A 24,506-nucleotide genomic window follows, 5' to 3' on the forward strand; every position below is an offset into this window, starting at 1 on the left:
AGACCCGCAAGCGCGTGTTCGAGGCGACACTCGACCGCCGCAAGGCCGAGATCGCCCAGAAGTTCATCTATGCCCCGTGGGATGGCCGGGTCGGCCTCAAGGACATCGCGCTCGGCAGCTATCTCGCGCCGGGCCAGAAGATCGTCTGGCTGCAGAAGATCGATCCGATCTACGTCGATTTTCCGGTGACCGAGGCTGATTACGGACGTCTCACCATGGACGAAAAGGTCACCGCCGCGTTCAAGGCCTTTCCCGGCGAAACGTTCACCGGCAAGATCGTCACGCCTGATGCCCGGGTCTCGGACTCGAGCCGCATGATCACGGTTCGCGCGGAGATCCCGAACCCGGACGGCCGGCTCGTTCCCGGCATGTATGCCGATGTCCGGGTTGACGCAGGCAGCGTCGAGCAGGTGGTCACCGTGCCGCAGACCGCCGTCACCTACTCGCTGTACGGCGACAACGTCTTTGTCGTGAACACGGTGAAAGCCAAGGACAAGGATGGCAAGGACGTGGACGAGCTGGTGATCGAGCGCCGCTTCGTGAAGGCCGGGCCGGTGCGCGACGGGCGCGTGTCGATCGCCAGCGGCCTCAAGCCCGGCGACCAGGTGGTGACGGCGGGGCAGAACAAGATCGACCAGGGCAGCAAGGTGGTGATCGACAATTCGATCGCGCTGAAGCTGCAGGATACCAGCACCATTCAGTAAAGGCTGCGCGCCATGCATTTCACCGATATTTTCGTCAAGCGGCCGGTTCTGGCCACGGTGATCAGCCTGCTGATCCTGCTGGCCGGATTGCAAGCGGTGCTCAAGCTGCCGATCCGCCAATTTCCAGAGGTGTCGGACACCAAGATCGAGATCACCACCGTCTATCCGGGCGCCAACGCCGATCAGATCAAGGGCTTCATCACCACGCCGCTGCAGCAGGCCGTGGCCTCCACCGAGGGCGTGGACATCATCGAATCGCGGTCCTCACAGAATGTCTCGACGATCACGCTGAAGCTCAGGCTCGACGCCGATGCCGACCGCGCGCTCTCCGACGTGCTCTCCAAGATCAATGAGGTGAAGGGCGAGCTGCCGGAAGAGGCCAATGACCCCGTCGTGAAGCGCACCACCGGCGCCGGATTCGCGCTCATGTACCTCAGCTTCAAGTCTGAGCAGATGTCAGCACCGCAGATTTCCGACTATCTCGACCGCGTGGTGAAGCCGAAGCTGCAGGCGATCAACGGGGTTGCGTCCGCTGAAATCCTCGGCGGGTCGACCTTCGCCATGCGGGTCTGGCTCGACCCTGAGAAGATGGCCTCGCTGGGCATCACGCCCCTGGACGTGCGGCAGGCCCTGGCGGCCAACAACTTCACCACCGCGGCGGGCGAAGTGAAGGGCGAATTCACCCAGCAGAACATCAATGCCCAGACCTCACTCGAAACGCCCGAGCAGTTCGAATCCCTGGTGGTTGCGGTGCGCGGCGACGAAGTGATCCGCCTGGGCCAGGTGGCCACCGTCGACCTGGGACGCGAGAACTACGATTCCACCTCTGCCTTCGATGGCTTGAAGGCGGTGTTCATGGGCATCCAGACGACGCCCGATGCGAATCCGCTCACGGTGATCGCCGAGGTTCGCAAGGCCATTCCCGACATCCAGCGCATGCTGCCCACCGGGCTCGAGGTCAAGATCGCCTATGATGCGACGCAATTCATCAACGCTTCGATCTGGGAAGTGGGCAAGACGCTGTTGGAGGCTGGCCTGATCGTCATTGTCGTGATCTTCCTGTTCCTGGGAAATGTCCGCTCGACGATCATCCCGGTGGTCACCATTCCGCTGTCGCTCATCGGCGTGGCGCTGGTTCTCGTGGCGCTCGGCTATTCGATCAACCTGCTGACGCTGCTGGCGCTGGTGCTGGCCATCGGGCTCGTCGTTGATGACGCCATCGTCGTGGTTGAAAACATCCACCGCCACATCGAGGAGGGCATGCGGCCCTTCGACGCCGCGATCAAGGGCGCCCGCGAAATCACCGGGCCGGTCATTGCCATGACCATCACGCTGGCCGCGGTCTATGCGCCGATCGGCTTTACGTCCGGGCTCACCGGCGCGCTGTTCCGCGAATTCGCCTTCACGCTGGCCGGCGCCGTCATCGTCTCGGGCGTCGTCGCGCTGACGCTGTCGCCGATGATGACGTCCAAGATGCTGAAGCCGCACGCCAAGCTTTCGTGGTTCGGACGGCTTGTCGAAAGTGCATTCGGCGGCTTGCAGCGCTTCTACCGCCGCCGGCTCGATGGCACCATCCGGCAGCGCGCGGTGTTCGCGTGGGTCGCGGTTCTGATGGTGCTGCTGTCAGCCGTGCTCTACAACGCCATCAACCGGCAGCTTGCGCCGTCCGAGGACCAGGGCGTGCTGTTCGCCTTCGTCAACGCTCCCGAACACACCAATCTCGACTATCTCACCACCTACACGGACGAGCTCACCAAGACCATGCTGGCCGTGCCCGAGCGCCAGAACCTGTTTGCCGTCAACGGCTTCCCGAGTTCGCATTCGGCCTTCATGGGGTTGATTCTGAAGCCATGGGAAGAGCGCGCCCGCTCCGACCTGTCGGTGATGGGAGAACTCCAGCCAAAGTTCAAGGAGATCTCCGGCATCAGCATCTTCGCCACGGCGCCGTCGGCCATCCCGGTGGGTGCGGGAGAATTGCCCATCGAATTCGTGCTCACCTATCCAGGCGACTACACCCGCCTCGCGGAGGTGTTGGATACGCTTGAGGCGGAAGCGATGAAGAGCGGCCTGTTCATCTTCACCAATGCCGATCTCCGGTTCCAGACGCCGCAGGTGGAGATCATCGTCGACAAGGACCGCGCCAACCAGCTGGGCGTGACCATGCGGGATATTGGCGCCACGCTCGCAACGCTGCTTGGCGGCAACAATGTCAACCGCTTCACGGTCGATGGCCGCAGCTATCAGGTGATCCCGCAGGTGCCGCGCACCGAACGCGAGACGGTCGACCAGATCCTGAGCTTCCGGATCAGGGCGGCGGATGGCCAGATGGTGCCGCTTTCGGCTTTCGCCACCGCCAGCAAGACGGTGCAGCCCAACGGGCTTTCCACCTTCCAGCAGCTCAATTCCGCCATGCTGCAGGGCGTGCCGTTCCCCGGCCGCACCATCGGCGAGGGCATCGCCTTCCTGCAACAGAAGGCGGATGAAATCATGCCGCCCGGCATGGCCTATGACTTCAAGGGTGAAAGCCGCCAGTTCATCAAGGAAGGCAACACGCTGGCCATGACCTTCGCGGTGGCGCTGCTGCTGATCTATCTGGTGCTGGCGGCGCAGTTCGAAAGCTTCCGCGACCCGTTCATCATTCTGATCGGCCTGCCCGCCACGGTGTTCGGCGCCTTGATCGTGCTGTTCGTGCTGGGCGAGGTCAACGGCGCGATGCAGAACAACCCGCCCGTCAACCTCGGTTCCGGCACCATCAACATCTATACCCAGATCGGGCTGGTGACGCTGATCGGCCTCATCGCCAAGCACGGCATCCTGATGGTGGAATTCGCCAACAAGCTGCAGGAGACCAAGGGCTACGACAAGAACCAGGCGATCAAGGAGGCAGCCGCCGTGCGCCTGCGGCCGATCCTGATGACCACCGCCGCCATGGTGATCGGCGTCGTGCCGCTGCTGCTGGCCAATGGCGCGGGTGCCAAGAGCCGGTTCGACATCGGCGTCGTCATCGCCGCCGGCATGACCATCGGCACGCTGTTCACGCTGTTCATCACGCCGGCGATCTATTCCTTCATCGCCCGTGACCGCCGCCACATGCATGACCTGGAAAACGCCTCCGACGTGCTGGCGCCGGTGGTCAGCGCCCCGGCCAATGACGTGGGCGCGCCCATCGCCAAGGCGGCGGAGTAATCAGCAAAGGCTGTTCACGGCCTCGCGTATGCGCGCCATGGCCTTTGCAATGTCGGCCTCGCCGCAGGCGAAGGAGAGCCTGATCGAGCCCGGCGCGCCGAACGCATTGCCGGGCACCGTGGCCACGCCATGCGCATCGAGCAGCCAGTCGCAAAGGCTGTCGGCCGTGTCGATCAGGTGATTGCCGGCCTTGCGGCCGAGGAGCCCAGAGACATCCGGGAATGCGTAGAAAGTGGCCGGAATATCGCCGATCCGCACACCCGGCAGGGCGCGGAGGCCCGCCAGCACCAGGTCGCGGCGGCGGCGGTAGGCCTCGCGCATCGCCTCCACCGCATCGCGCGGGCCCTCGAGCGCCGCGATGGCGGCGCGCTGCACGAACTGGTTGGCCCCCGCCGAGACCATGCTCTGCATGCGGCCCATGGCCCTGGCAATCGGTTCGGGTGCGGCGGCATAGCCCAGCCGCCAGCCGGTCATGGCGAAGCCCTTGGAGAAGCCGTTGACCGTGATGGTGCGTTCGCGCATGCCGGGGAGCGCCCCGATCGAGGCCATTTGGCCCTCGAAGATGATGTATTCGTAGATTTCGTCCGACATCACCATGAGCCGGGGATGGGCCCGCACCAGGGCGGCAAGCCCGGCGAGTTCCGCCGCCGTCCACACAGCGCCTGAAGGATTGGACGGCGAGTTGAGGATGATGAGCTTGGTGCGCGGCGTCACCGCGGCGGCGATGCGGCTGGCGGGCACCTTGTAGTTTTCGTCCACGCCCGCCGTCAGCACCACCGGCTTTCCGCCCGCAAAGCGCACCGTGATCTCATAGGACACCCAGAACGGGGCCAGCATGATGACTTCGTCACCCTCTCCGATGATCGACAGGATGGCGTTGGCGATCGCCTGCTTGGCGCCATTGGCGAGGCAGATCTCCTGCGGGCCGTAATCGAGGCCGTTTTCCTGTTTCAGCTTGCGCGACAGGGCGGCGCGCAGTTCGGGAATGCCCATCACCGGCGAATAATGCGTGAGCCCCGCCTGCATGGCGGCGGTGGCAGCCGCCTGAATATTGTCCGGCGTGTCGAAATCGGGCTCGCCCAGGGTGAGGCTCACCACATCCATGCCGCCGGCGCGCAGTTCCCGCGCGCGCTGCGACATGCGGATGATGGGGCCTTCGTCAGCAGCCTGGCTGCGGGCGACGAGGAGGGAGGCAGGATCGAAGCTTGTCATGACAGCCCCTATACTTCGGCAAGCTTGCCCGGTCGAGGTGCGGAAGGCATAAGGCCGCCATGAAAAACCCGATTGTTCCCGTGATTCTGCTGCTGGCCGTGGCGGCGCTGTCAGGCTGTGATTCTGGTCCCGGCGCGCGCATCACCCGCGACAAGCCGGCACCGCCGCCAGCGGCGGCGCGCAGCGAACCCATTTTCTACAACGGCAAGACCTACCGTCTCGATTTCGGCCCGGCCGGCGGCGGCGCCTATGACATGGCGGTGTCGGGCATGACGGCGAAACAGCAGAAGGACGCCGTCGCGGTTGCCACCTCCTCGCTCGGCTATTTCGCCTGCCCGGATGGCAAGCGCGGAAAGCTCGCCGGGAACCCGGTCTATGCCGACTCGAAGTGGCGGATGCAGGCCCGCTGCGGTTGATCAGTTGAGCCGCCGGTCAAGCCAGTCGCGGGTGCGGAAATAGCGCCCGATCCACGGCAGAACCAGGTGTTGCCGGTATAGAGCGGGTGGTCCGGGAACTCCGGCCGGTCGAAGGCGCAGACGTGATTGGCCTTGCCCGCCACCTTGCGCGCCGTCTGGTGGCCGAGATAGCTCATCATGGCGATGCCTGAGCCATTGCAGCCCAGCGCGTAGTGCAGGTTATCGAACTTGCCCATGTGCGGCATCTCGTCCAGCGTGAAGGCGACGTTTCCGGTCCAGGCATGGGTGATGCGCGTGCCTTTGAGCTGCGGGAAACGGTCGGTCATGAAGCGGTGGAGGATCGGCGCGGTCTCGACGGGGTCGGTGTGGCCGAACTTGGCGCGTCCGCCGAAAATCAGCCGCTTGCCGTCCGGCGACATGCGGTAATAGGTGAGCACCCGGCGGGTATCCGCGAAGGAGCGGTTCCTGGGGCTGATCGAGGCGGCCAGATCGGGCGGCAGCTCCGCGGTGGCGATGATGTAGGACCCCACCGGCACGACGCGGCGCTGGAAATCCGGCGTCACCGAACCCGTATAGCCGTTGGTGGCGATGATCACGTCTCCCGCCGTGATGCTGCCGCGCGGGGTATCGACCCGCCAGCCGCCGGACGTTTCCGAAAGTCCGGTGGCGGGTGTTTTCGAGGCGATCGGAATGCCGCGCTGCTGGCAGAGGTCCAGGAGGCCCTTGAAGAACAGGGCAGGGTGGAGGTGGCCGGCCCGCCCGACCACCAGGCCGCCGCGGTAATAGTCAGAGCCGATTTCCGCGCGCTGGCGCTCCGGCGGCACCAGATAGGCTTCGGCGCGGGCGCTGTGGTTCAGGAGTTCAACCTTGTGCGCCATGCCCTCATAGTGGCTCTTGCACCAGGCGCCGAGGAAGTAGCCCGCCCGCGTCCAGCCACAGGCGATGTTTTCACGGGCGATCAGGTCTTCGACATGGCCGAAGGCAACGGCGGCGTCATTGAGGAAGGGCTGGGCCTCATCATCGCTCATGGCTTTTGCCAGGTAGCGCTTGCCGACATTGACGCCCCCCGACACCATGCCGCCGTTGCGCGAGGAGCCGCCGAACCCTGGCTCGTTGGCATCGAGCACGATGCAGTCCAACCCCTCGCGGTGAAGCTCCAGCGCCGCATTGAGTCCGGCATAGCCGGCCCCGATGATGACCACCCGTGCCGCCGTGGGCAGGGCGGTTTCCGGCAGGGGCTTTGGTTCATAGGCCTCCCACCAAAAGGGTCGAGGCTTGAAGTCCTTGGTGAAGATCGCGTTGCTCATGATTGAAAAGCTTGCGCGATCCGGCTTGCGCTTGCAAGCCATTGCCAAGCGGGCCTTCTTGTGGTCGTAACGGCGGCATGAAAACTGTCCTCAAGAGCATCGTGCTGATCCTCGTGGCGCTGACCGTGACCTTCTACGGCGGGGCCTATCTGCTTCCGGGCGAGGCGCGGGTCGAGCGGTCGGCGGTGATCGCCGCGCCGCCGGACAAGGTTTTCGCCGTGGTCGGCAACTTGCGGCGGGTGCCGGAATGGTCGCCATGGCTGGCCATGGACCCGGCGGTGAAATTCTCCTTCGACGGTCCGGAGCAGGGCGGCATCGGCCAGGTCATGCGCTGGGCCTCCAACAACCCGATGGTCGGCAATGGCGGCCAGACGGTGCTGGGCCATGAACCTGACAAGCGGCTGATCGTGGCTTTGAACTTCGGCGAGTTTGGGTCAGCACAGTCGGAGATGGAACTGCAACCGGCGGCGGGTGGAACGCTGCTCACGCTCAAGTTCCGCTCGCCATTGCCGGGCGTTGTAGACCGCTGGGCGGGGCTGTTCATGGATGCCGCGCTGGGCGAGGAGATGACGACGAGCCTGAGTAACATCAAACATCTGGTCGAGGCTGGCTGACAAGCGGCATCAACCGCGCCGGAGCTTGCAGATTGACGTTGGGCGGTTTCTTCCAAATATGCTGACGCCGGGGGCCTGCCATTCCTCGCCTCGCGCGCATCGCCATCGCGGGTCTCCCGGTTGGACTGCAAGAAAGGCCGCGTGTGGTGTGAACGTCCGGGCGCCTGACGGCTACCTGCCCTTCCACTGCGGCTTGCGCTTCTCGGCGAAGGCGCGCGCCCCTTCGAGCTGGTCCTCGCTGGAATAGAGCACATCGACGGTCTTGAGGCGGCGCTTGGTCACCATGTCAAACGCCTGCTGCACGGGGAGATGGGCGGTTTCACGGGTGATCTCCTTGATCGCCGCGAACACCAGCGGCGGGCCTTCGGCAAGCTGGGCCGCGAGTTCGCGCGCCCGCTCCATCAGGCGGCCCGCCGGCACCACCTCGTTGACGAGACCCCAATGCTTGGCCTCGGTGGCGTCGATGCGGCGTCCGGTGAACAGAAGCTCCATCGCCACATGATAGGGAATGCGGCGCGGCAGCTTGATCGAGGCGGCATCCGCCACCGTGCCGGAATTGATCTCCGGCAAAGCGAAAGTGGCATGCCCGGCGGCGATGATGATGTCGCAGGAGATCATGATCTCGAAACCGCCGCCGAAAGCGAGCCCGTTGACAGCGCAGATCACCGGCTTGTTGAGGCCCGGCAGTTCCTGCAGGCCGCCGAAGCCGCCCACACCGTAATCGGAATCAGGCGCCTCGCCTTCCGCGGCTGCCTTCAGGTCCCAGCCGGGGCAGAAGAACTTGTCGCCGGAGCCTGTGAGAATGGCGACGCGCAGAACGGGGTCGTCACGGAAGCCCGCGAAGACATTGCCCATGATGCGGCTGGTCGCGGCGTCGATGGCATTGGCCTTGCCGCGCGCGATCCGCACTTCCAGCACCGGTCCGTGGCGGACGACGACGATCGGGCCGGTCGCGTTTTCCTTGACGGTCATGGGGTCCTCATCTTGATCAGGGCGTCGACGGCGACGGCGCCGTCCTTCAGAACGAGCAGGGGGTTGACGTCGAGTTCGGCGATGAGCCCGTCATGCGCGGCGGCAAACGCGGCCACCGCCTCGACGGCGCGGATCACCGCCTCCTGGTCTCCGGCCTTGCCGCGAAAGCCCTCGACCAGCCGCCACACCTTGAGCGAGGTGAGCGCGCGGACGATTTCATCGCGGGTGGCGGGCAGCAGCAGGGTGGCGCTGTCCTTCAGGAGTTCGGTGAGAATGCCGCCGGCGCCGACGACCAGCGCAGTACCGAACTGCCGGTCCCAGGTGAGGCCGATGATGAGTTCAGCCACCGCGCCCGTCACCATGCGCTCGACGAGCAGTTCAGGCGCCAGCTGGCCGAGCCCGCTTGCCGCGTCCGCCACCTCGGTGGCGCTCCGCAGGTTCAGCGCCACGCCGCCCGCCTCGGTCTTGTGGGCGATGTCCGCGGACGACACTTTCAGCGTCACCGGAAAGCCAAGCCGCTCCGCCGTGGCCACCGCGTCCGTAGGCCTGCAGACCGCGCCTTCAGGCACGGCGAGGCCATAAGCTTTCAGCAATTGCTTGGCCTCGAATTCGCTCAGCACGCGCTCGCCCGAGCCCCGGATGCGGGGCGCGGCCATGCCGGGCGGATCGCCGGGCCGCGCCCAGTTGCGGCCGATGTCCGCCGCCGCCTCGAAAGCGGTGAGCGCGTCATCGAGCCCCATCATCGGGGCCACACCCGCTTCCGAGAGTTCCGCCGCAAGCGCCAGCGGCATGCCTTCGGAAAGCGTGGCAACCACCGCCGCGCGCGCCCCCGCCGCCCTGGCGGCCGCCGCCATGGCGCGGGCCGTGATCGCCCAGCTGTCGGGCTTCATCTTCGGGTGGGTTGGGGTATCGAGGATCACCATGCCGACGTCGAAGCCGCCCTTGAGGACTTCGGTGAAGGTGGCGGTGAGCTTCTCCGGCTGGCCCCAGATGAAGGTGTGGTAGTCGAGCGGGTTGTCGATGGCGACATATTCATTGAGCGTGGCGGCCACGCGGGGCTTCGTCTCGGCGTCGAAGGGCGGAAAGCTCACATTCCGGTCGAGCGCCATGTCGGCGACGAGGGCCGCCTCGCCGCCCGAACAGCTGAGCGACACCAGCCGCGACCCGGCGACCGGGCCGCCATTATGCAGGAATTTCAGGGTTTCCGCGAAGGCCGAGACCGAGGTCATGCGGGCGATGCCGTAGCGTTCGAACAGCGCGTCATAGAGGCTGTCGGCGCCGGCGAGCGAGGAGGTATGGCTCATGGCCACTTTTGCGCCCTGTTCGGAGCGTCCGGTTTTCAGCACCACGATGGGCACCTTGCGCCGCCGCGCCAGGCTCGCCGCGCGCGCGAAGGCCGGGACGTCCGGCAGGCCTTCGACATGAAGCCCGATCGCCGAAATGCGCGGATCCGCCGAGAGCGCCTCGACCATGTCATGCATGCCGACATCGACCTGGTTGCCGATCGAATAGACCGCCGCCACGGGAAGCCCGCGCAACATCATGGTAAAGTTACAGGCGATGTTGCCGGACTGGGTGATCAGCGCCACGCCGCGCGCCACCGGCTCGAGCCCGGTTTCGTCGGGCCACAGCGCCGCGCGCGCCAGGGTGTTGACGAAGCCATAGCAGTTGGGGCCCATCAGCGGCATGCCCGCCGCCGCCGCCAGCAGTTGCTGCTGGAGATCGGCGTTGCCGGTCTCGGCGAAGCCCGCCGCATAGATCACGGCGCCGCCGCAGCCCTCGCCCGCCAGTGCCCGCACCACCTCGATGGCGGGCTCGCGCTTCACCGCCACGAAGGCGGCATCGACCGTTCCGGGGATGTCGTCCACCGATCTGAGGGTGGGCACGCCTGCGAGGTCTTCGCGCTTCGGATGCACTGCGTAGATCGTTCCGGCAAAACCCAGCTCCCGGCTGCGGCGGATCGCGACGGCGCATTCATGGCCGCCGATGAAGGCGATGGATTGCGGATTGAGGAGGCGGGAGAGGTTCTTCATCGTCCTCTCCCGCTTGCCGGAGAGGAGGTGGCCCCAACGCAGTTGGGGCAGGTGAGGGCGGCAGGTTTTGGGGTTTGCGGCCCCTCACCTCCCCGCCGCAAGCGGCGGGTGCCTTCCTCTCCCGCGCGCGGGAGAGGACGTGTTGGGTGCGATACCACTCTACCCGCCCAGCGGCCGCAGCAAAGCGCGGGAAATGATGTGGCGCTGGATTTCGCTGGTTCCCTCCCAGATGCGCTCGACGCGGGCGTCGCGCCAGATGCGCTCCAGCGGCAGGTCTGACATCAGACCCATGCCGCCATGAATCTGGATGGCCTCGTCGGCGACGAAGGCCAGCATCTCGGTGGCTTTCAGCTTGGCCATGGCCATGTCCATGTCGGTCACCGTCTTCTGGTCGAATTTCCAGGCCGCCTCGAGGGTCAGCAGTTCCGCTGCCTTGAGCTCCACCGCCATATCGGCGAGCTTGAAGGACACGCCCTGGAACTTGCCGATCTGCTGGCCGAACTGCTGGCGGTCAACCGCCCATTGCCTGGCATGCGCCAGAGCGCGCTCGGCCCGGCCAATGCAGGTGGCGGCCACCTGCAGCCGGGTAGCGCCCAGCCAGTCATTGGCCACCTCGAAGCCCTTGTGCAGCGCGCCCAGGATCTGGCTCTTGTGCACGCGGCAATCGTTGAATTCCAGGATCGAGTTGTTGTAGCCGCGGTGCGAGACGTTGCGGTAGCCGTTGCGCACCGTGAAGCCCGGCGTTCCCATATCGATCAGGAAGGCGGTGATCAGCTTTTTCTTGCCGCGCGGGGTGTCCTCCTCGCCGGTGGCGGCGAACAGGATGACGAAGCTCGCCTCCTCGGCATGGCTGATGAAATGCTTGACGCCATTGATGACGAAATCATCGCCATCAGCACGCGCGAAGGTTTTCATGCCGCGCACGTCGGAGCCCACGCCGGGCTCGGTCATCGCCAGGCAATCGGCCTTCTCGCCGCGCACGCTGGGAAACAGGTACCTCTCGCGCTGGGCCCCCACGCAGGCCATCAGGATGTTGGAGGGCCTGGCGACGCAGGTCCAGTGCAGCGCGTAATTGGCGCGTCCCAGTTCCTTCTCGTAGAGCACCCAGGTGAGTGTATCGAGGCCGGCGCCGCCGACCTCGGCCGGCATGTTGGCGGCATAGAGCCCGGCGGCGATCGCCTTCGCCTTGATCGCGTCGCGGAGCTCGGGCCGCAGCACGCCGGTTTCCTCGATCTCGGCTTCGTGCGGATAGAGCTCGTTGACGACGAAATTCCGCGTCGTCTCGACGATCATCCGCTGTTCATCGCTGAGGGTGAAATCCATGCGCGCTCACTTGATGTGGAAGGTCTCGACGTGCCCGTCGATGGCAATGTCCTGGCCGTTGATCATGAAGGCCTGCGGCGAGGCCAGGTACACGGCGAGCGCCGCCACTTCCTCCGCTTCGGTCAGGCGTTCGAGCGACTGGTTGCCGACGATCTCGCGGGCCACCACGTCGAAGGGCACGCCGCGCACATCGGCCTCGCCCTGGATCACCCGGTTGATGCGGTCGCCCTTGACCGAGCCCGGGCAGATGGCGTTGCAGCGCACATTGTAGCGGCCAAGCTCGATGGCGAGAGACTTGGTGAGCCCGATGACACCCCATTTGGCGGCGGCATAGGGCGTGCGGTTGCCGAAGCCGTGCTGGCCGGCATTGGACGACATGTTGATGATCGTGCCCGATCGCTGCGCCTTCATCACCGGCGCGGCGCGCCTGGCGCACAGAAAGAAGGAGTCGAGGCACACCTCCAGGCATTCGCGCCATTCGCCGAGTGCGATGCCTTCGACCGGAGACGTCGGGCCCTTGATGCCGGCGTTGTTCACGAACACGTCGAGCCCGCCCAGATCGTCCAGCGCATCGTCGAACCAGGCGTTGATCTCGCCCTCATGGCGTACATTCACCTTGCTGGCCGCGATGTCCGGAAATTGCTGGCGGAAGCTTTCGAGCGCCGTCTCGCTGACGTCGCAGATGTGAACTTTGGCGCCCTCTGCGGCGAAGGCCCGGGCAATCGCCTTGCCGATGCCGTCGGCGGCGGCGGTGATCATCACGCGTTGCTGTGGCATGGCTCTTGGTCCTTTCTCAGGCCGGTTTCTTCTTGCGGGCTTTGATCTCGCGCTCCAGCACCAGGCCGCTGCCGATCTTGTGCTTGCGGAACACCTTCATCATGTCGACCAGCACGGCGTTGCGCTTGGCCTCGATCGCCGCCACGCTGCGGCCGCCGGCCTGCGCCTCGCAGCCGTCCACCAGGCGCTTCTCGAGGGTCTGGTTCCATTTCGGGAATTTGAGGTCGGTCCAGTCGAGTTCCAGCGTCGGGTCGAACTGCTTGATGAAGTCGCGCATGCCGCCGGGCCCGCCGGCCAGATGATAGGTGAGGAAGGAGCCCATGAAGGCCCAGCGCATGCCGGCGGAATAGACGATGGAATCATCGATGTCGCCTGTGGTGCCGATGTCCTTGTTGAGAATATGCAGCGCCTCGCGCCACAGGGCTTCCTGCAGCCGGTCGCAGATATAGCCCATGATCTCTTTCTTGAGCCTGAGCACATGCATGCCGATCGACTCAAAATACTGCCCCGCGCGGTCCATGGCTTCCGGAGCGGTCCTGGCGCCCGGCACCGTCTCGACCAGCGGGAGGAGATAAACCGGGTTGAAGGGGTGGCCGATGATGACGCGCTCCGGATGCCTGCACTGGCTTTGCAGGTTGGAGGGCAGGAAGCCTGACGAGGACGACGCGATGATCACATGCGGCGCGGCGATGGCGTCGAGATCACGGAACAGCTTGATCTTCAGGTCCTCGCGCTCCGGCGCGGCCTCATGGATGAAGTCGGCCTTGGCGGCCATCGCCTTGAGGTCGGTGGTGAAGCGAAGCTTGCCCTTCTTCTTCGGTTTTCCGAGCAGCGCTTCCAGCGATGGCCAGGCGGTCTTGATCTGGGCCTTGAGCCGGGCTTCGGCGGCGGGCGACACGTCATAGGCGATGACATCGAAGCCGCGGAACAACAGCCGCGCCGCCCATCCGGCGCCGATGAGCCCGGTTCCGGCGATGCCGACGGTCTTGATGGCTTTGGGCTTGGTCATGTCAGGACTTCCTGGGGCTGAGTTTCAGGATCGCGCGGCCTTCATCCGGCGAGGCCACCTTGGTGCCGAGTATTTCGATGATCTTCACCGCCTTCTCGACCAGCGTGCCGTTGGAGGCGTAGACGCCCTTTTCGAGCCACAGATTGTCCTCGAGGCCCACCCGCACATGGCCGCCGAGGAGAACCGCCTGGGCCACCGCCGGAAACTCGTTGCGGCCGATGGCGAAGGCCGCCCATATGGCGTCCTTGGGAAGCTGTGCCTTCTGGTAGGCCATGGTCTCGCTGTCATAGGGCGCGCCCCACGGAATGCCCAGGCAGAGCTGGAACAGGGGCGGGCCGTCGATCAGGCCTTCGGCGCACAGCTGCTTGGCAAACCACAGATTGCCGGAATCGAAAATCTCCATCTCCGGTTTCACGCCATAGGACTTGATCAGCCGGGCCTGCTCGCGGAGCTGGGTGGGGGTCTGGACCACGATGGCGTTGCCATCGCCAAAATTGAGCGTGCCGCAATCCAGCGTGCAGAGTTCCGGGCGCAATTCCTTCACGTGGATCAGGCGTTCCTCGGGGCCGACGCAGTCAGTGCCCGGCCCGAAGTCCAGCGGGCGTTCGCCGGCACCCACTTCAACATCGCCGCCCATGCCGGCGGTGAGGTTGATGATCACCTCCCTGTTACGGTCGCGGATGCGCTCCATCACCTCGCGGTAATAGGCCACCTTGCGGGAGCCCTTGCCGGTCGAGGGCTCGCGGACATGGCAATGGACGATCGTGGCCCCGGCGCTTGCCGCCTCGAGGGCGGAATTGGCGATCTGCTCCGGCGTCACGGGAATGGCCGGGTGCTTGCCGACCGTGTCGCCGGCCCCGGTGACGGCGCAGGTGATGATGACTTTGGGCTGCATGAACGTTCTCCCGATCTCGGAAGCGGAACCTAAGCCGCTCGCGTCCGGGTTGGTAGCGCTTTCCCGCCCCCAATTCACTGTTTTCCGGCATCGGGCGCGACCCGGCCAACCGCTTGCCGGCGCAGGTCAGCGGTCTATGCCCCCATGTCAGGCGCCCGGACCAGGGCGCAGCCGTTGATCTTCCAGCTCCCGTCGGGCTGGCGTTCCATCGAATACAGCGCCTCGTAGGTGAAGCCGTCCGGGCCGACGATCGTCATCTTCTGGAACGGACGGCCCGCCTCGTTGATGCCGGCCTCGCCGAATGTGAAGGATTTGGGACGGTAGACCGGCTGGTAGCCACGCTTCACCATGTCCATGAACAGATAGTGGTTCGGGAAGATGCTTCTGATGGTCGGGCTGGCAAAGCCATAGGCGGTGGCGCCATCATCAGCCTGGAAAGCCGCGATCTGATCAGAAATCACGCTCTGGAAGGCCGTCTTGTCCTGCGCGCTCAACTCGTCCGCCTGGGCCGGAAGGGTGAACAACACAATCATGGCGAGTAGGCGCAATATGAACCGCATGGGAAACCTCCACTGGATAGCTTTACGGCGAACCGGGCGGCCCGGTTCAAGCTGTGCAGTGCAGCAAAACAGACGACTGATTTCCGGGTCGCGGTCCATTGGCCGCACTTGACGATAGGTCCCGCCCGGTTGAGTATGTATATTGGCAATCTGGAACTTCCCCGTCCGGAAAACGCGTCTGTGACCTGGAGTGAGGCGCGGCCCGGGAGAACGGGGGAAGCCAATTTGGGAGGATCGAATGCCTGCAATCTCCATGAAGGTGAACGGACAGGACGTGTGCGGCGATGTTGAAGGCCGCACGCTGCTGGTTGAATTTCTGCGCGACAAGCTGGGCCTGACCGGCACCCACGTCGGCTGCGACACGAGCCAGTGCGGCGCCTGCGTGGTGCACGTCAATGGCAAGGCGGTGAAGGCCTGCACGGCGCTGGCCATCGCCCATGACGGGGCCGAGGTGGCCACCATCGAGGGCCTGGCCGCCAACGGCAAGCTGCACCCGATGCAGGAAGCTTTCCGCGAGCATCATGGCCTGCAATGTGGCTTCTGCACCCCGGGCATGATCATGGCGGCCGTCGACATGGTCAACCGGCTTGGCAAGAAGCTCGATGAAGACACCATCCGCCACGAGCTCGAGGGCAACATCTGCCGCTGCACGGGCTATCAGAACATCGTCGCCGCCGTTAAGGCCGGCGCCGCCAACATGTGATCAGGGGAGAACGAAGCAATGGATAAGGGAACCGGCATTGGCGCCCGCGTGAAGCGCAAGGAAGACCTGCGCTTCATCACCGGCAAGGGCAACTACACCGACGACATCAACCTGCCGAAGCAGACCTACGCCTATTTCGTGCGCAGCCCGCACGCCCATGCGGCGATCAAGAAGATCGACACCGCCAAGGCGCGCAAGATGCCAGGCGTGGTCGGCATCTTCACCGGCGAGGATGTGGCGGCCGACAAGATCGGCGGCCTCATCTGCGGCTGGATGATCCATTCCAAGGACGGCTCGCCGATGAAGGCGGGCCCGCATCCGATCCTCGCCATGGGCAAGGTCCGCTATGTCGGTGACCATGTCGCCGTGGTGGTGGCCGAGACCAAGGATCTGGCCAAGGCCGCCGCCGCCGCGGTTGACGTCACCTATGACGTGCTGCCGCATGTGGTGGATGTCGCCGAGGCGATGGGCCACAAGGCGCAGGTCCATGACGTGGCCCCCGACAACCGGGTCTACAACTGGTCGCTGGGCGATGAGGCCGCGACCGACGCCGCCTTCAAGAAGGCCGCGCATGTGACGAAGATCGACCTCGTCAACAACCGGCTTATTCCGAACGCCATGGAGCCGCGCGCCGCGATCGGCTCCTATGACACCGGCACGGAAGTCTACACGCTCTACACCACCAGCCAGAACCCGCATGTGGCGCGTCTGGTGATCTCCGCCTTCCACGGCCTGACGCCGGAGCACAAGCTGCGCGTCATCGCGCCGGACGTGGGCGGCGGCTTCGGCTCCAAGATCTTCATCTATGCCGAGGAAGTGGTTTGCGCCTGGGCCTCGAAGAAGATCGGCGGCCGGCCGATCAAGTGGACGGCGGAGCGCACTGAAAGCTTCCTGAGCGATGCCCATGGCCGTGACCATGTCACCCATGCCGAGCTCGCCACCGACGCCAATGGCAAGATCACCGGTTTCCGGGTTCACACCAAGGCGGCGATGGGCGCCTATCTTTCGACCTTCTCATCCTGCGTGCCGACCTATCTCTACGCCACGCTGCTGTCGGGCCAGTACAACATCCCGAACATCTACGCGGAAGTTGATGCGATCTACACCAACACCGCGCCGGTCGACGCCTATCGCGGCGCCGGACGGCCGGAGGCCACCTATGTGGTGGAGCGCATCGTCGAGACGGCGGCGCGCGAGCTGAAGATGGACCCGGCGGAATTCCGCCGGAAGAACTTCATCACCTCCTTCCCGCACCAGACACCGGTCATCATGTGCTATGACGCGGGCGACTATGCGGCCGCCCTCGACAAGGCGCTGGAGATCGCCGAGTACAAGGGCTTCGGCGCCCGCAAGGCGGAAGCCGCCAAGCGCGGCAAGCTGCGCGGCATCGGCTTCTCGGCCTATATCGAGGCCTGCGGCATCGCGCCGTCGGCGGCGGTGGGGTCGCTCGGCGCCGGCGTCGGCCTCTGGGAATCGGCGGAAGTGCGCGTCAACCCGGTTGGCACGGTGGAAATCCTCACCGGTTCGCACAGCCACGGCCAGGGCCATGAGACCACCTTCGCGCAACTGGTTTCCGACCGGCTGGGCATCGACATCAACAATGTGTCCATCGTGCATGGCGACACCGACAAGGTGCAGTTCGGCATGGGCACCTACGGCTCGCGCTCCGGCGCTGTCGGCATGACGGCGATCTCCAAGGCGCTCGACAAGATCGAGTCCAAGGCCAAGCGCGTCGCGGCGGCGGTGATGGAAGCCTCCGTCAACGACGTCGAGTTCAAGAACGGCACCTTCACCGTGAAGGGCACCGACAAGAAGATGGCATTCGGCGAAGTGGCGCTGTCTGCCTATGTGGCGCACAAGTTCAACTCGGCCGAAATCGAGCCGGGCCTCAAGGAATCGGCGTTCCACGATCCTTCGAACTTCGTGTTCCCGGCGGGCGTGCACATCGCCGAGATCGAAATCGACCCCGATACCGGCGTCACCGAGGTGGCGAACTACACGGCGGTTGATGACTTCGGAAACATCATCAACCCGATGATCGTCGAGGGCCAGGTGCATGGCGGCATCGTGCAGGGCATCGGCCAGGCGCTGACCGAAGGTTGCGTCTATGACAAGGAGTCGGGCCAGCTGCTGACCGGTTCCTACATGGACTACCAGATGCCGCGCGCCGCCAACGTGCCGTCGTTCAAGCTGGGCTTCACCTGCACCCCGTGCCCGAGCAACCCGCTCGGCATCAAGGGCTGCGGCGAGGCCGGCGCCATCGCCTCTCCGGCGGCGGTGATGAACGCGGTCACCGATGCGCTGGGCGTGCGCGACATTCCGATGCCGGCCACCCCGCTCACGGTGTGGAAGACGTTGCAGCCGATGAAGAAGGCCGCGGAATAAGGCCAAGAGGACATCACCATGGAAAACTTCACCTATCACCGTCCCGCTTCCGCCGCTGACGCGGCGGCGGCGATCAAATCCGCCAAGGACGGCAAGTTCCTGTCCGGCGGCCAGACGCTGATCCCGGCGATGAAGCAGGGCCTCGCAGCGCCCTCCGACATCATCGATCTGGGTGGGCTCAAGAACAGTGGCGTCAGCGTTGGCGCCACGGTCGTCATCAAGGCGGGCACCACGCACGCCGATGTGGCGGGCGATGCCGGGCTCAAGAAGGCGATCCCGGGTCTCGCCGCGCTGGCTGGCGGCATCGGTGACCCGCATGTGCGCCACAAGGGCACGATTGGCGGTTCGGTGGCCAACAATGATCCCGCGGCGGACTATCCCGCAGCCTGCCTCGGCCTGGGCGCCACGATCCACACCGCAGGGCGCAAGATCGCGGCCGGAGATTTCTTCACCGGCATGTTCTCGACCGCCCTCCAGGACGGCGAGATGATCAGCGCCATCGAGTTCCCGGTCCCGAAGAAGTGCGGCTACGCCAAATTCCCGAACCCGGCCTCGCTCTATGCGATGGTGGGCGTGTTCGTGGCCCAGTTGGCCGATGGATCGGCGCGTGTGGCGGTCACCGGCGCTGGCCCGGGCGTGTTCCGGGTGCCGGAGATGGAGGCCGCGCTCTCCAAGAACTTCTCGGCGGAGGCTCTCAACGGGGTTGCGGTGCCGGCCAAGGGCCTGAACAGCGATCTGCACGCGTCCGCGGCTTACCGCGCGCATTTGATCACGGTCATGGCCAAGCGGGCTGTCGAGGCCGCAAAGTAATTCCGATCCTTGCGAGTTGGGGCCCGCGAGCAAGGTCGCGGGCCTCTTTTTGTTTGGCATATCCCCTGTCCGAGGACATCTGCGGGTGCCAGCGCGGCGGAACCAGGAGAAGACGTTGATGACCAAGAACCTGCCGGCCAGCATCGACGAGACGATCACGCTGCTCCGCTCCACGGGCTATATCGCCGGGCGCGACCTCGCCACCGTGGCCTTCCTGTCGCTCAGGATGGGCCGCCCGCTGTTTCTCGAGGGCGAGGCCGGGGTGGGCAAGACCGAGATCGCCAAGGTGCTGGCGGAGACGCTCGGCCGCAAGCTGATCCGGCTTCAGTGCTACGAAGGGCTCGATGTCAATTCCGCCGTCTATGAGTGGAACTATTCCGCCCAGATGATCGAGATCAGACTGGCCGAGGCGGCGGGCGAGCTTGACCGCGCGCGGCTGGGCCAGGACATTTTCGCCGCGCGCTTCCTGATCAAGCGCGCGCTGCTGCAGGCCCTTGAAGCGCCCAAGGGCCAGGCGCCGGTGCTGCTGATCGACGAGCTGGACCGTACCGATGAAGCTTTCGAAGCCTTCCTGCTGGAAGTGCTGTCGGATTTCCAGGTCACCATTCCCGAACTCGGCACCATCAAGGCGGAGGAGCCGCCGATCGTCGTCATCACCTCGAACCGCACCCGCGAGGTGCATGACGCGTTGAAGCGCCGCTGCCTCTATCACTGGGTTGGCTATCCCGATGCGCGGCGTGAACTCGACATCGTCAAGGCGCGGCGGCCCGGCGCATCCGATGCGCTGGCCAGGGAAGTGGTCATGTTCGTGCAGTCGCTGCGCGGGGTTGATCTGTTCAAGGCGCCGGGGGTTGCCGAAACGCTGGATTGGGTGACGGCCCTGAATGAGCTCGACGCCATGTCGCTCGACCCGCAGACGGTGAATGACACGCTGGGCGTGCTGCTCAAGTATCAGGATGACATCAGCCGCATGCAGGGCACCGAAGCCAAGCGCATCCTCGACCAGATCAAGGATGAAATCCGGACCACCGCCAGGACCTGATCCGGCATGAACCCCTTTGCCCAGCCCGCCAACCAGAACCAGCGGCCGCTGTCCGGCAAGCTCGCCGAGAACATCATGCACTTTGCGCGGGTCCTGCGCGAGGCCGGAATTCCGGTGGGGCCGGGCGCGGTGCTCGACGCGCTCGACGCCGCGATGGCCGGCGCGCTGCGCACCAGGGAGGATTTCTACTGGACGCTGCATGCGGTGTTCGTCAAACGGCGCGACCAGCGCGAATTGTTCGACCAGGCATTCCATGTGTTCTGGAAGAAGCCCAAGATGCTGGAGCAGCTCATGCAGCTGTTCTTCCACCAGGTGTCGCGCGACGCGGGCGAGAAGGCGCGGAAGGCCGGGTTCCGCAGGCTCGCCGAAGCCATGTTCGATGCCCGTGAGAACCACAGCGCCCAGCGCGAAAAGAAGGATGACATCGAAGTTGACGCCAGCTTCACCGCCTCCGCCGAAGAGGTGTTGCGCGCAAAGGACTTCGAACAGATGACGGTGGCCGAACAGGCGGAGGCGCGGGCCGCCATCGCCCGGCTGCGCCTCTACCGCAGCGAGGAGATGACGAGGCGCTGGCAGCGCGCCATCGCGGCGCCGGCCATCGACATGCGCCGCACCCTCAAAGGCTCGCTCCGGGCTGGCGGGCATTTCATCGATCTCAAGCGGCGCGAGAAGAAATGGCATGAGCCGCCGCTCGTCGTGCTGTGCGACATTTCCGGCTCATGCTCCAGCTATTCGCGCATGTTCCTGCATTTCCTGCATGCCATCACCAACGACCGTGACCGCGCGCATGTGTTCCTGTTCGGCACCAGGCTCACCAATGTGACGCGCGAATTGAAGCGCCGTGACATCGACGAGGCCATGGCGAAGGTCTCCGCCGCGGTGAAGGACTGGTCGGGCGGCACCCGCATTGGCACGTCGCTGCGTGAGTTCAATTACAAATGGGCGAGGCGCGTGCTGACCCAGGGCGCCCAGCTGCTGATCATGACCGACGGCCTCGACCGCGAGGACACCGCCACGCTGCGGCATGAGATGGAACGCCTGCGCCGCCAGTCGAAGCGCATCGTCTGGCTCAATCCGCTCCTGCGCTATGACGGTTTCGAGGCGGTGGCGGGCGGCATCCGGGTGATGATGCCCTATGTCGATGAATTCCGCCCCGTGCATTCGCTGGACAGCCTGCGCGATCTCGCCGCCGCGCTTGCCGTTCCCGCGGCGCCGGCGCATGATCCGAAGCTGTGGCTGCGGAAGACATTGAACTAGGAGGGCACGTCATGGCCGCATCCGATCACACCATTCTCGAACAGGCCGATCAGTGGCTGCGCCAGGGCCGGCGGCTGGCCATTGCCACCGTGGTTGAAACCTGGGGCTCAGCCCCCCAGCCCATCGGCAGCCAGCTGGTGATCGACCAGGATGGCAATTTCATGGGCTCGGTGTCCGGGGGCTGCGTCGAAGGCGCGGTGGTGACCGAAGCCATCGACATCATCGCTTCCGGCAAGCCCAGGCTGCTGCAGTTCGGCGTCGCTGATGAAACGGCCTGGAAAGTGGGCCTCGCCTGTGGCGGCAGGATCGGCGTCTATGTGGAGCCGGTGACGTGAAACGCGAGACGCTGGAGGCGCTGCTGGCGGCGCGAGGCAGCCGGCGGGCGGTGGCGCTGATCACCGATCTTGAAAGCGGGGCGCAGCGTCTGGTCGGGCGCGCCGAGGCGGCCCGGGATCCGCTGGCGGAGAAACTCGACGAGGCCTTCCGCTTTGATCAATCGGGAAGCCATGACGGCCACTTCATCACTGTGTTCAACCCCGCCCTGCGGCTGGTGATCATCGGCGCCGTTCATATCGCGCAGAGCGTGATCCCCATCGCCCAGGCGCTGGGATATGACGTGACGGTGATCGACCCGCGCGGGGCCTTTGCCACCGGCGCGCGTTTTCCGGGCATCGCGCTCCATGCGGAATGGCCGGACGAGGTGATCCCGGCCATTGGGCTTGACGCCCGTACCGCCGTGATCGCGCTCACCCATGACCCCAAGATCGACGATCCGGCGCTGGCCGCGGCGCTGCGCTCGGAGGCGTTCTACATCGGCGCGCTGGGCTCGCGCAAAACCCAAGGCGCGCGCGTGACGCGGCTGATGCAAGCGGGTTTCGGCGAAACGGAGCTCGCCCGCATCCACGGGCCCATCGGCCTTGCCATCGGGGCGCGCGGGGCGCCCGAGATCGCGGTGTCGATCATGGCTGAAGTGACCCGCGCGCTGCGCCTCGGGGCCTGAGATGACCTTCGGCGAACTGCCGCTGGATGAGGCTGAAGGCGCAATCCTGGCGCATTCCGTGAAACATCAGGGCGGCATGTTCAAGAAGGGCCGGGTGCTGACGGCGGAGGACATCGCGGTTCTTGGCGCGGCGGGTGTCAAGGCCGTCTATGCGGCGAAACTGGCGCGCGATGACGTGCCGGAGGATGAAGCCGCGGCCGCCGTGGCGGGGGCGATCGCAGGCGGCGGCACCCGCGCCCAGGCGCCGTTCACGGGCCGGGCCAATCTTCACGCGTCCTGCCATGGCCTGGCGCTGGTCGATGTGGCGCGGGTGCGCGCGCTCAACCGCCTTCATGAAAGCCTGACGCTGGCCACCGTGGCGCCCTACGCGGTGGTCGAGGAGCGCGAGATGGTGGCGACCGTGAAGGTCATTCCCTTCGCGGTGCCGCGCCCGGTGCTGGAGCAGGCCCGGGCGATCATCGGCGGTAAGCCGCTGGTCAGCGTCGCGGCCTTCCGCGCCAAAGGGGCGGGGTTGATCATCACAAGGCTGCCGCAGACCAAGGCTTCCATCATCGCCAAGTCCGAGGAGGCGATGCGCGAGCGGCTCGGTGCGCTGGGCGGGACGCTCACGGCCGTGCGGGTGGTGGCGCATGCCGCCGCCGACGTTGCGGCGGCAATCGCCGAGGCAAGCGCGCTGGGCTGCGACCCCATTCTCGTGTTCGGCGCATCGGCCATTGTCGACCGGGGCGATGTGATCCCGCAGGCGGTGGTGCGGGCCGGGGGCAGGGTGCTTCACCTCGGCATGCCGGTGGACCCAGGCAACCTCATGATGTTCGGGGCGCTTGGGCCTGTTCCGGTGATCGGCGTTCCGTCCTGCGCGCGCTCGCCCAAGCTCAACGGCTTCGACTGGGTGCTGGCCCGGGTGATGGCGGATGTGCCGGTGACGCCGGAGGACATCATGGACATGGGGGCAGGCGGGCTGCTGGCCGAAATCCCCACCAGGCCATCGCCGCGCGAGGGCAAGCCGAAGCCGCAGCGGGCCCCGCGGGTGGCGGCGGTGGTGCTGGCCGCGGGGCAATCCTCCCGCATGGGCGAGAACAAGCTGCTCGCCGATCTCGGCGGCCAGCCGATGATCCGCCGGACCGTTGAGACCATGCGCCAGGCGGCGGATATGACGCTGGTGGTCACCGGGCGTGACGCCAGCGCCATCGAAGCCGCCGTGCGGGATCCTGGCGCGGGCTTCGTGCACAATCCGCGCTATGCCGAAGGCCTCGCCGGATCGCTGCGGGAAGGGATCGCTGCGCTGCCTGCCGACGTCGATGCCGCGGTGGTGGCGCTGGGCGACATGCCGCTGGTCGGGCCGGACGTGGTGCGCCGCCTGATCGCCGCCTTCAACCCGGCGGAGCACCGCTCGATCTGCGTGCCGGTGGTTGGCGGTGAGCGCGGAAATCCGGTGCTGTGGGGCCGCCAGCATTTCCAGGCCCTCCAGGCCCTTTCCGGCGACCGCGGCGCGCGGACGCTGTTCGACAGTCTTGCTGAAGAGGTGGTCGAGGTGGCCATGCCGGATGACGCCGTGCTGACCGATGCCGACACGCCGGAGGCTCTGGCACGGCTAAAAGCAGGCCGTTTGACCGAAAGCTGAAATGCCCCTTGCGCCCGACGACGACGTGATCGTGGATGGTGACGCCCAGCCGCTGCCCGGCGTCGACGATCTTGCGGGTCATCTCGATATCCGGCATCGACGGCGCCGGATCGCCCGACGGATGATTGTGGACGAGCACGATGGCTGACGCTCCGAGCTCCAGCGCCCGTTTCATGACCTCGCGCGGGTAGACCGGCGTGTGGTCGACCGTGCCTTCCTGCTGGACTTCATCGGCGATCAGCTGGTTCTTCTTGTCGAGGAACAGAATCCGGAACTGCTCGTTGTCGCTGAAGGCCATGGCGGCGCGCACATAGTCGAGGATCGCCGACCAGCTTCCCAGCAGTGGCCGGTTCAGCACCTGGCCGCGCATCAGCCGCATGGCCGCTGCATGCACCAGCTTGATCTCGGTGGCCACCGCCTCGCCAACGCCGGTTACCTCCATCAGCCGGTTCGGATGGGCGCTCAGCACCTCCGCGAAGCTGCCGAAGCGGGCGATCAGCCGCTTGGCCAGCGGCTTGGTGTCGCCGCGCCGGATGGCCCGGAACAGCAGCATTTCGAGCAGCTCGTAATCGGCAAGCGCATCGCCGCCGGTTTCCCGAAATCGTTCTTTCAACCGTTCGCGGTGGCCAATGAAGTGGGGAGGGGGATCGTTTCCGGCGTCCTCGAACCCCGACATCGCC

The 24,506-nt window shown here is 65.7% G+C and carries 21 protein-coding genes and 1 pseudogene; 12 read left to right on the forward strand and 10 right to left on the reverse strand.

The genetic code is table 11. The features are described from left to right. A partial coding sequence (locus tag ACKOED_RS16710) for an efflux RND transporter periplasmic adaptor subunit (RefSeq protein ID WP_408917761.1) occupies nt 1–704 on the forward strand: 704 nt, incomplete at its 5' end. Between the two features lie 12 nt (nt 705–716). Further along, nucleotides 717–3,890 (forward strand): efflux RND transporter permease subunit, encoded by a 3,174-nt coding sequence (locus ACKOED_RS16715; protein WP_408917762.1) that lies wholly within the window; start codon nt 717–719, stop codon nt 3,888–3,890. On the opposite strand, the gene ACKOED_RS16720 is transcribed toward ACKOED_RS16715, so the two are convergent. Then, the gene (locus ACKOED_RS16720; RefSeq protein ID WP_408917763.1) at nt 3,891–5,102 is read right to left on the reverse strand and encodes a pyridoxal phosphate-dependent aminotransferase; all 1,212 of its coding nucleotides are present in this window, start codon (nt 5,100–5,102) and stop codon (nt 3,891–3,893) included. Between the two features lie 59 nt (nt 5,103–5,161). Here ACKOED_RS16720 and ACKOED_RS16725 point away from each other — a divergent pair, with 59 nt between their 5' ends. After that, entirely contained in the window at nt 5,162–5,518 is a 357-nt protein-coding gene (locus ACKOED_RS16725; RefSeq protein ID WP_408917764.1) for a hypothetical protein, read from the forward strand. On the opposite strand, the gene ACKOED_RS16730 is transcribed toward ACKOED_RS16725, so the two are convergent. Continuing rightward, a complete protein-coding gene (locus tag ACKOED_RS16730) occupies nt 5,476–6,825 on the reverse strand; it encodes an NAD(P)/FAD-dependent oxidoreductase (RefSeq protein ID WP_408917765.1) in 1,350 nt (449 codons plus the stop codon). The genes ACKOED_RS16725 and ACKOED_RS16730 overlap by 43 nt on opposite strands. Before the next feature lie 77 nt (nt 6,826–6,902). Here ACKOED_RS16730 and ACKOED_RS16735 point away from each other — a divergent pair, with 77 nt between their 5' ends. Further along, nucleotides 6,903–7,439, forward strand: coding sequence for an SRPBCC family protein (locus ACKOED_RS16735; protein ID WP_408917766.1), 537 nt, complete (start codon nt 6,903–6,905; stop codon nt 7,437–7,439). A gap of 171 nt (nt 7,440–7,610) precedes the next feature. Here ACKOED_RS16735 and ACKOED_RS16740 read toward each other — a convergent pair whose 3' ends face one another. The 7 genes from ACKOED_RS16740 to ACKOED_RS16770 form a co-directional block, all read right to left on the reverse strand. After that, nucleotides 7,611–8,411: a carnitinyl-CoA dehydratase gene (locus ACKOED_RS16740; RefSeq protein WP_408917767.1), complete on the reverse strand. Its 801-nt coding sequence runs from the start codon at nt 8,409–8,411 to the stop codon at nt 7,611–7,613. Further along, the gene (locus ACKOED_RS16745) at nt 8,408–10,444 is read right to left on the reverse strand and encodes an acetate--CoA ligase family protein (protein ID WP_408917768.1); all 2,037 of its coding nucleotides are present in this window, start codon (nt 10,442–10,444) and stop codon (nt 8,408–8,410) included. Before ACKOED_RS16745 ends, ACKOED_RS16740 begins: the two co-directional genes overlap by 4 nt. A 159-nt stretch (nt 10,445–10,603) precedes the next feature. After that, a complete protein-coding gene (locus tag ACKOED_RS16750; protein ID WP_408917769.1) occupies nt 10,604–11,767 on the reverse strand; it encodes an acyl-CoA dehydrogenase family protein in 1,164 nt (387 codons plus the stop codon). A gap of 6 nt (nt 11,768–11,773) precedes the next feature. After that, entirely contained in the window at nt 11,774–12,544 is a 771-nt protein-coding gene (locus ACKOED_RS16755) for an SDR family oxidoreductase (protein ID WP_408917770.1), read from the reverse strand. Between the two features lie 16 nt (nt 12,545–12,560). Then, entirely contained in the window at nt 12,561–13,553 is a 993-nt protein-coding gene (locus ACKOED_RS16760) for a 3-hydroxyacyl-CoA dehydrogenase NAD-binding domain-containing protein (protein WP_408917771.1), read from the reverse strand. A gap of 1 nt (nt 13,554) precedes the next feature. Continuing rightward, nucleotides 13,555–14,448 (reverse strand): 3-keto-5-aminohexanoate cleavage protein, encoded by an 894-nt coding sequence (locus ACKOED_RS16765; protein WP_408917772.1) that lies wholly within the window; start codon nt 14,446–14,448, stop codon nt 13,555–13,557. Nucleotides 14,449–14,582: 134 nt separating this feature from the next. Continuing rightward, a complete protein-coding gene (locus tag ACKOED_RS16770; RefSeq protein ID WP_408917773.1) occupies nt 14,583–15,008 on the reverse strand; it encodes a DUF4864 domain-containing protein in 426 nt (141 codons plus the stop codon). 238 nt (nt 15,009–15,246) lie between these two features. Here ACKOED_RS16770 and ACKOED_RS16775 point away from each other — a divergent pair, with 238 nt between their 5' ends. From ACKOED_RS16775 to ACKOED_RS16810, 8 genes are all read left to right on the forward strand, one after another. After that, nucleotides 15,247–15,711, forward strand: coding sequence for a (2Fe-2S)-binding protein (locus tag ACKOED_RS16775; RefSeq protein WP_408917774.1), 465 nt, complete (start codon nt 15,247–15,249; stop codon nt 15,709–15,711). 18 nt (nt 15,712–15,729) lie between these two features. After that, entirely contained in the window at nt 15,730–18,096 is a 2,367-nt protein-coding gene (locus ACKOED_RS16780; RefSeq protein ID WP_408917775.1) for a xanthine dehydrogenase family protein molybdopterin-binding subunit, read from the forward strand. An 18-nt stretch (nt 18,097–18,114) separates the two neighbouring features. Then, nucleotides 18,115–18,906 (forward strand): FAD binding domain-containing protein, encoded by a 792-nt coding sequence (locus ACKOED_RS16785; protein WP_408917776.1) that lies wholly within the window; start codon nt 18,115–18,117, stop codon nt 18,904–18,906. Between the two features lie 118 nt (nt 18,907–19,024). After that, nucleotides 19,025–19,948, forward strand: a complete 924-nt coding sequence (locus ACKOED_RS16790; protein ID WP_408917777.1) for an AAA family ATPase — start codon at nt 19,025–19,027, stop codon at nt 19,946–19,948. Nucleotides 19,949–19,954: 6 nt separating this feature from the next. Further along, the gene (locus ACKOED_RS16795) at nt 19,955–21,205 is read left to right on the forward strand and encodes a vWA domain-containing protein (protein WP_408917778.1); all 1,251 of its coding nucleotides are present in this window, start codon (nt 19,955–19,957) and stop codon (nt 21,203–21,205) included. Nucleotides 21,206–21,216: 11 nt separating this feature from the next. After that, nucleotides 21,217–21,540, forward strand: coding sequence for an XdhC family protein (locus ACKOED_RS16800; protein ID WP_408917779.1), 324 nt, complete (start codon nt 21,217–21,219; stop codon nt 21,538–21,540). Then, nucleotides 21,537–22,205: an XdhC family protein gene (locus ACKOED_RS16805; protein WP_408917780.1), complete on the forward strand. Its 669-nt coding sequence runs from the start codon at nt 21,537–21,539 to the stop codon at nt 22,203–22,205. The genes ACKOED_RS16800 and ACKOED_RS16805 overlap by 4 nt, the downstream gene beginning before the upstream one ends. A gap of 1 nt (nt 22,206) precedes the next feature. Continuing rightward, complete coding sequence (locus ACKOED_RS16810) at nt 22,207–23,826, forward strand: NTP transferase domain-containing protein (RefSeq protein ID WP_408917781.1); 1,620 nt, start codon at nt 22,207–22,209, stop codon at nt 23,824–23,826. Here the strand turns inward: ACKOED_RS16810 and radC are convergent. Further along, nucleotides 23,801–24,502 (reverse strand): annotated as a pseudogene (gene radC / locus ACKOED_RS16815) (RadC family protein); the annotation flags it as partial. The gene ACKOED_RS16810 and the pseudogene radC sit on opposite strands and share 26 nt — an antisense overlap. Nucleotides 24,503–24,506: the final 4 nt, after the last annotated feature.

The organism is Aestuariivirga sp. (assembly GCF_046093005.1).
GTDB lineage: Bacteria > Pseudomonadota > Alphaproteobacteria > Rhizobiales > Aestuariivirgaceae > Aestuariivirga.

Coding starts and splice junctions, on each gene's coding strand:
- ACKOED_RS16740 (WP_408917767.1), bottom strand. CDS start 8,411: ATGACCGTCAAGGAAAACGCGACCGGCCCGATCGTCGTCGTCCGCCAC.
- ACKOED_RS16800 (WP_408917779.1), top strand. CDS start 21,217: ATGGCCGCATCCGATCACACCATTCTCGAACAGGCCGATCAGTGGCTG.
- ACKOED_RS16735 (WP_408917766.1), top strand. CDS start 6,903: ATGAAAACTGTCCTCAAGAGCATCGTGCTGATCCTCGTGGCGCTGACC.
- ACKOED_RS16755 (WP_408917770.1), bottom strand. CDS start 12,544: ATGCCACAGCAACGCGTGATGATCACCGCCGCCGCCGACGGCATCGGC.
- ACKOED_RS16720 (WP_408917763.1), bottom strand. CDS start 5,102: ATGACAAGCTTCGATCCTGCCTCCCTCCTCGTCGCCCGCAGCCAGGCT.
- ACKOED_RS16810 (WP_408917781.1), top strand. CDS start 22,207: ATGACCTTCGGCGAACTGCCGCTGGATGAGGCTGAAGGCGCAATCCTG.
- ACKOED_RS16750 (WP_408917769.1), bottom strand. CDS start 11,767: ATGGATTTCACCCTCAGCGATGAACAGCGGATGATCGTCGAGACGACG.
- ACKOED_RS16780 (WP_408917775.1), top strand. CDS start 15,730: ATGGATAAGGGAACCGGCATTGGCGCCCGCGTGAAGCGCAAGGAAGAC.
- ACKOED_RS16725 (WP_408917764.1), top strand. CDS start 5,162: ATGAAAAACCCGATTGTTCCCGTGATTCTGCTGCTGGCCGTGGCGGCG.
- ACKOED_RS16765 (WP_408917772.1), bottom strand. CDS start 14,448: ATGCAGCCCAAAGTCATCATCACCTGCGCCGTCACCGGGGCCGGCGAC.
- ACKOED_RS16760 (WP_408917771.1), bottom strand. CDS start 13,553: ATGACCAAGCCCAAAGCCATCAAGACCGTCGGCATCGCCGGAACCGGG.
- ACKOED_RS16790 (WP_408917777.1), top strand. CDS start 19,025: ATGACCAAGAACCTGCCGGCCAGCATCGACGAGACGATCACGCTGCTC.
- ACKOED_RS16795 (WP_408917778.1), top strand. CDS start 19,955: ATGAACCCCTTTGCCCAGCCCGCCAACCAGAACCAGCGGCCGCTGTCC.
- ACKOED_RS16715 (WP_408917762.1), top strand. CDS start 717: ATGCATTTCACCGATATTTTCGTCAAGCGGCCGGTTCTGGCCACGGTG.
- ACKOED_RS16730 (WP_408917765.1), bottom strand. CDS start 6,825: ATGAGCAACGCGATCTTCACCAAGGACTTCAAGCCTCGACCCTTTTGG.
- ACKOED_RS16775 (WP_408917774.1), top strand. CDS start 15,247: ATGCCTGCAATCTCCATGAAGGTGAACGGACAGGACGTGTGCGGCGAT.
- ACKOED_RS16785 (WP_408917776.1), top strand. CDS start 18,115: ATGGAAAACTTCACCTATCACCGTCCCGCTTCCGCCGCTGACGCGGCG.
- ACKOED_RS16745 (WP_408917768.1), bottom strand. CDS start 10,444: ATGAAGAACCTCTCCCGCCTCCTCAATCCGCAATCCATCGCCTTCATC.
- ACKOED_RS16770 (WP_408917773.1), bottom strand. CDS start 15,008: ATGCGGTTCATATTGCGCCTACTCGCCATGATTGTGTTGTTCACCCTT.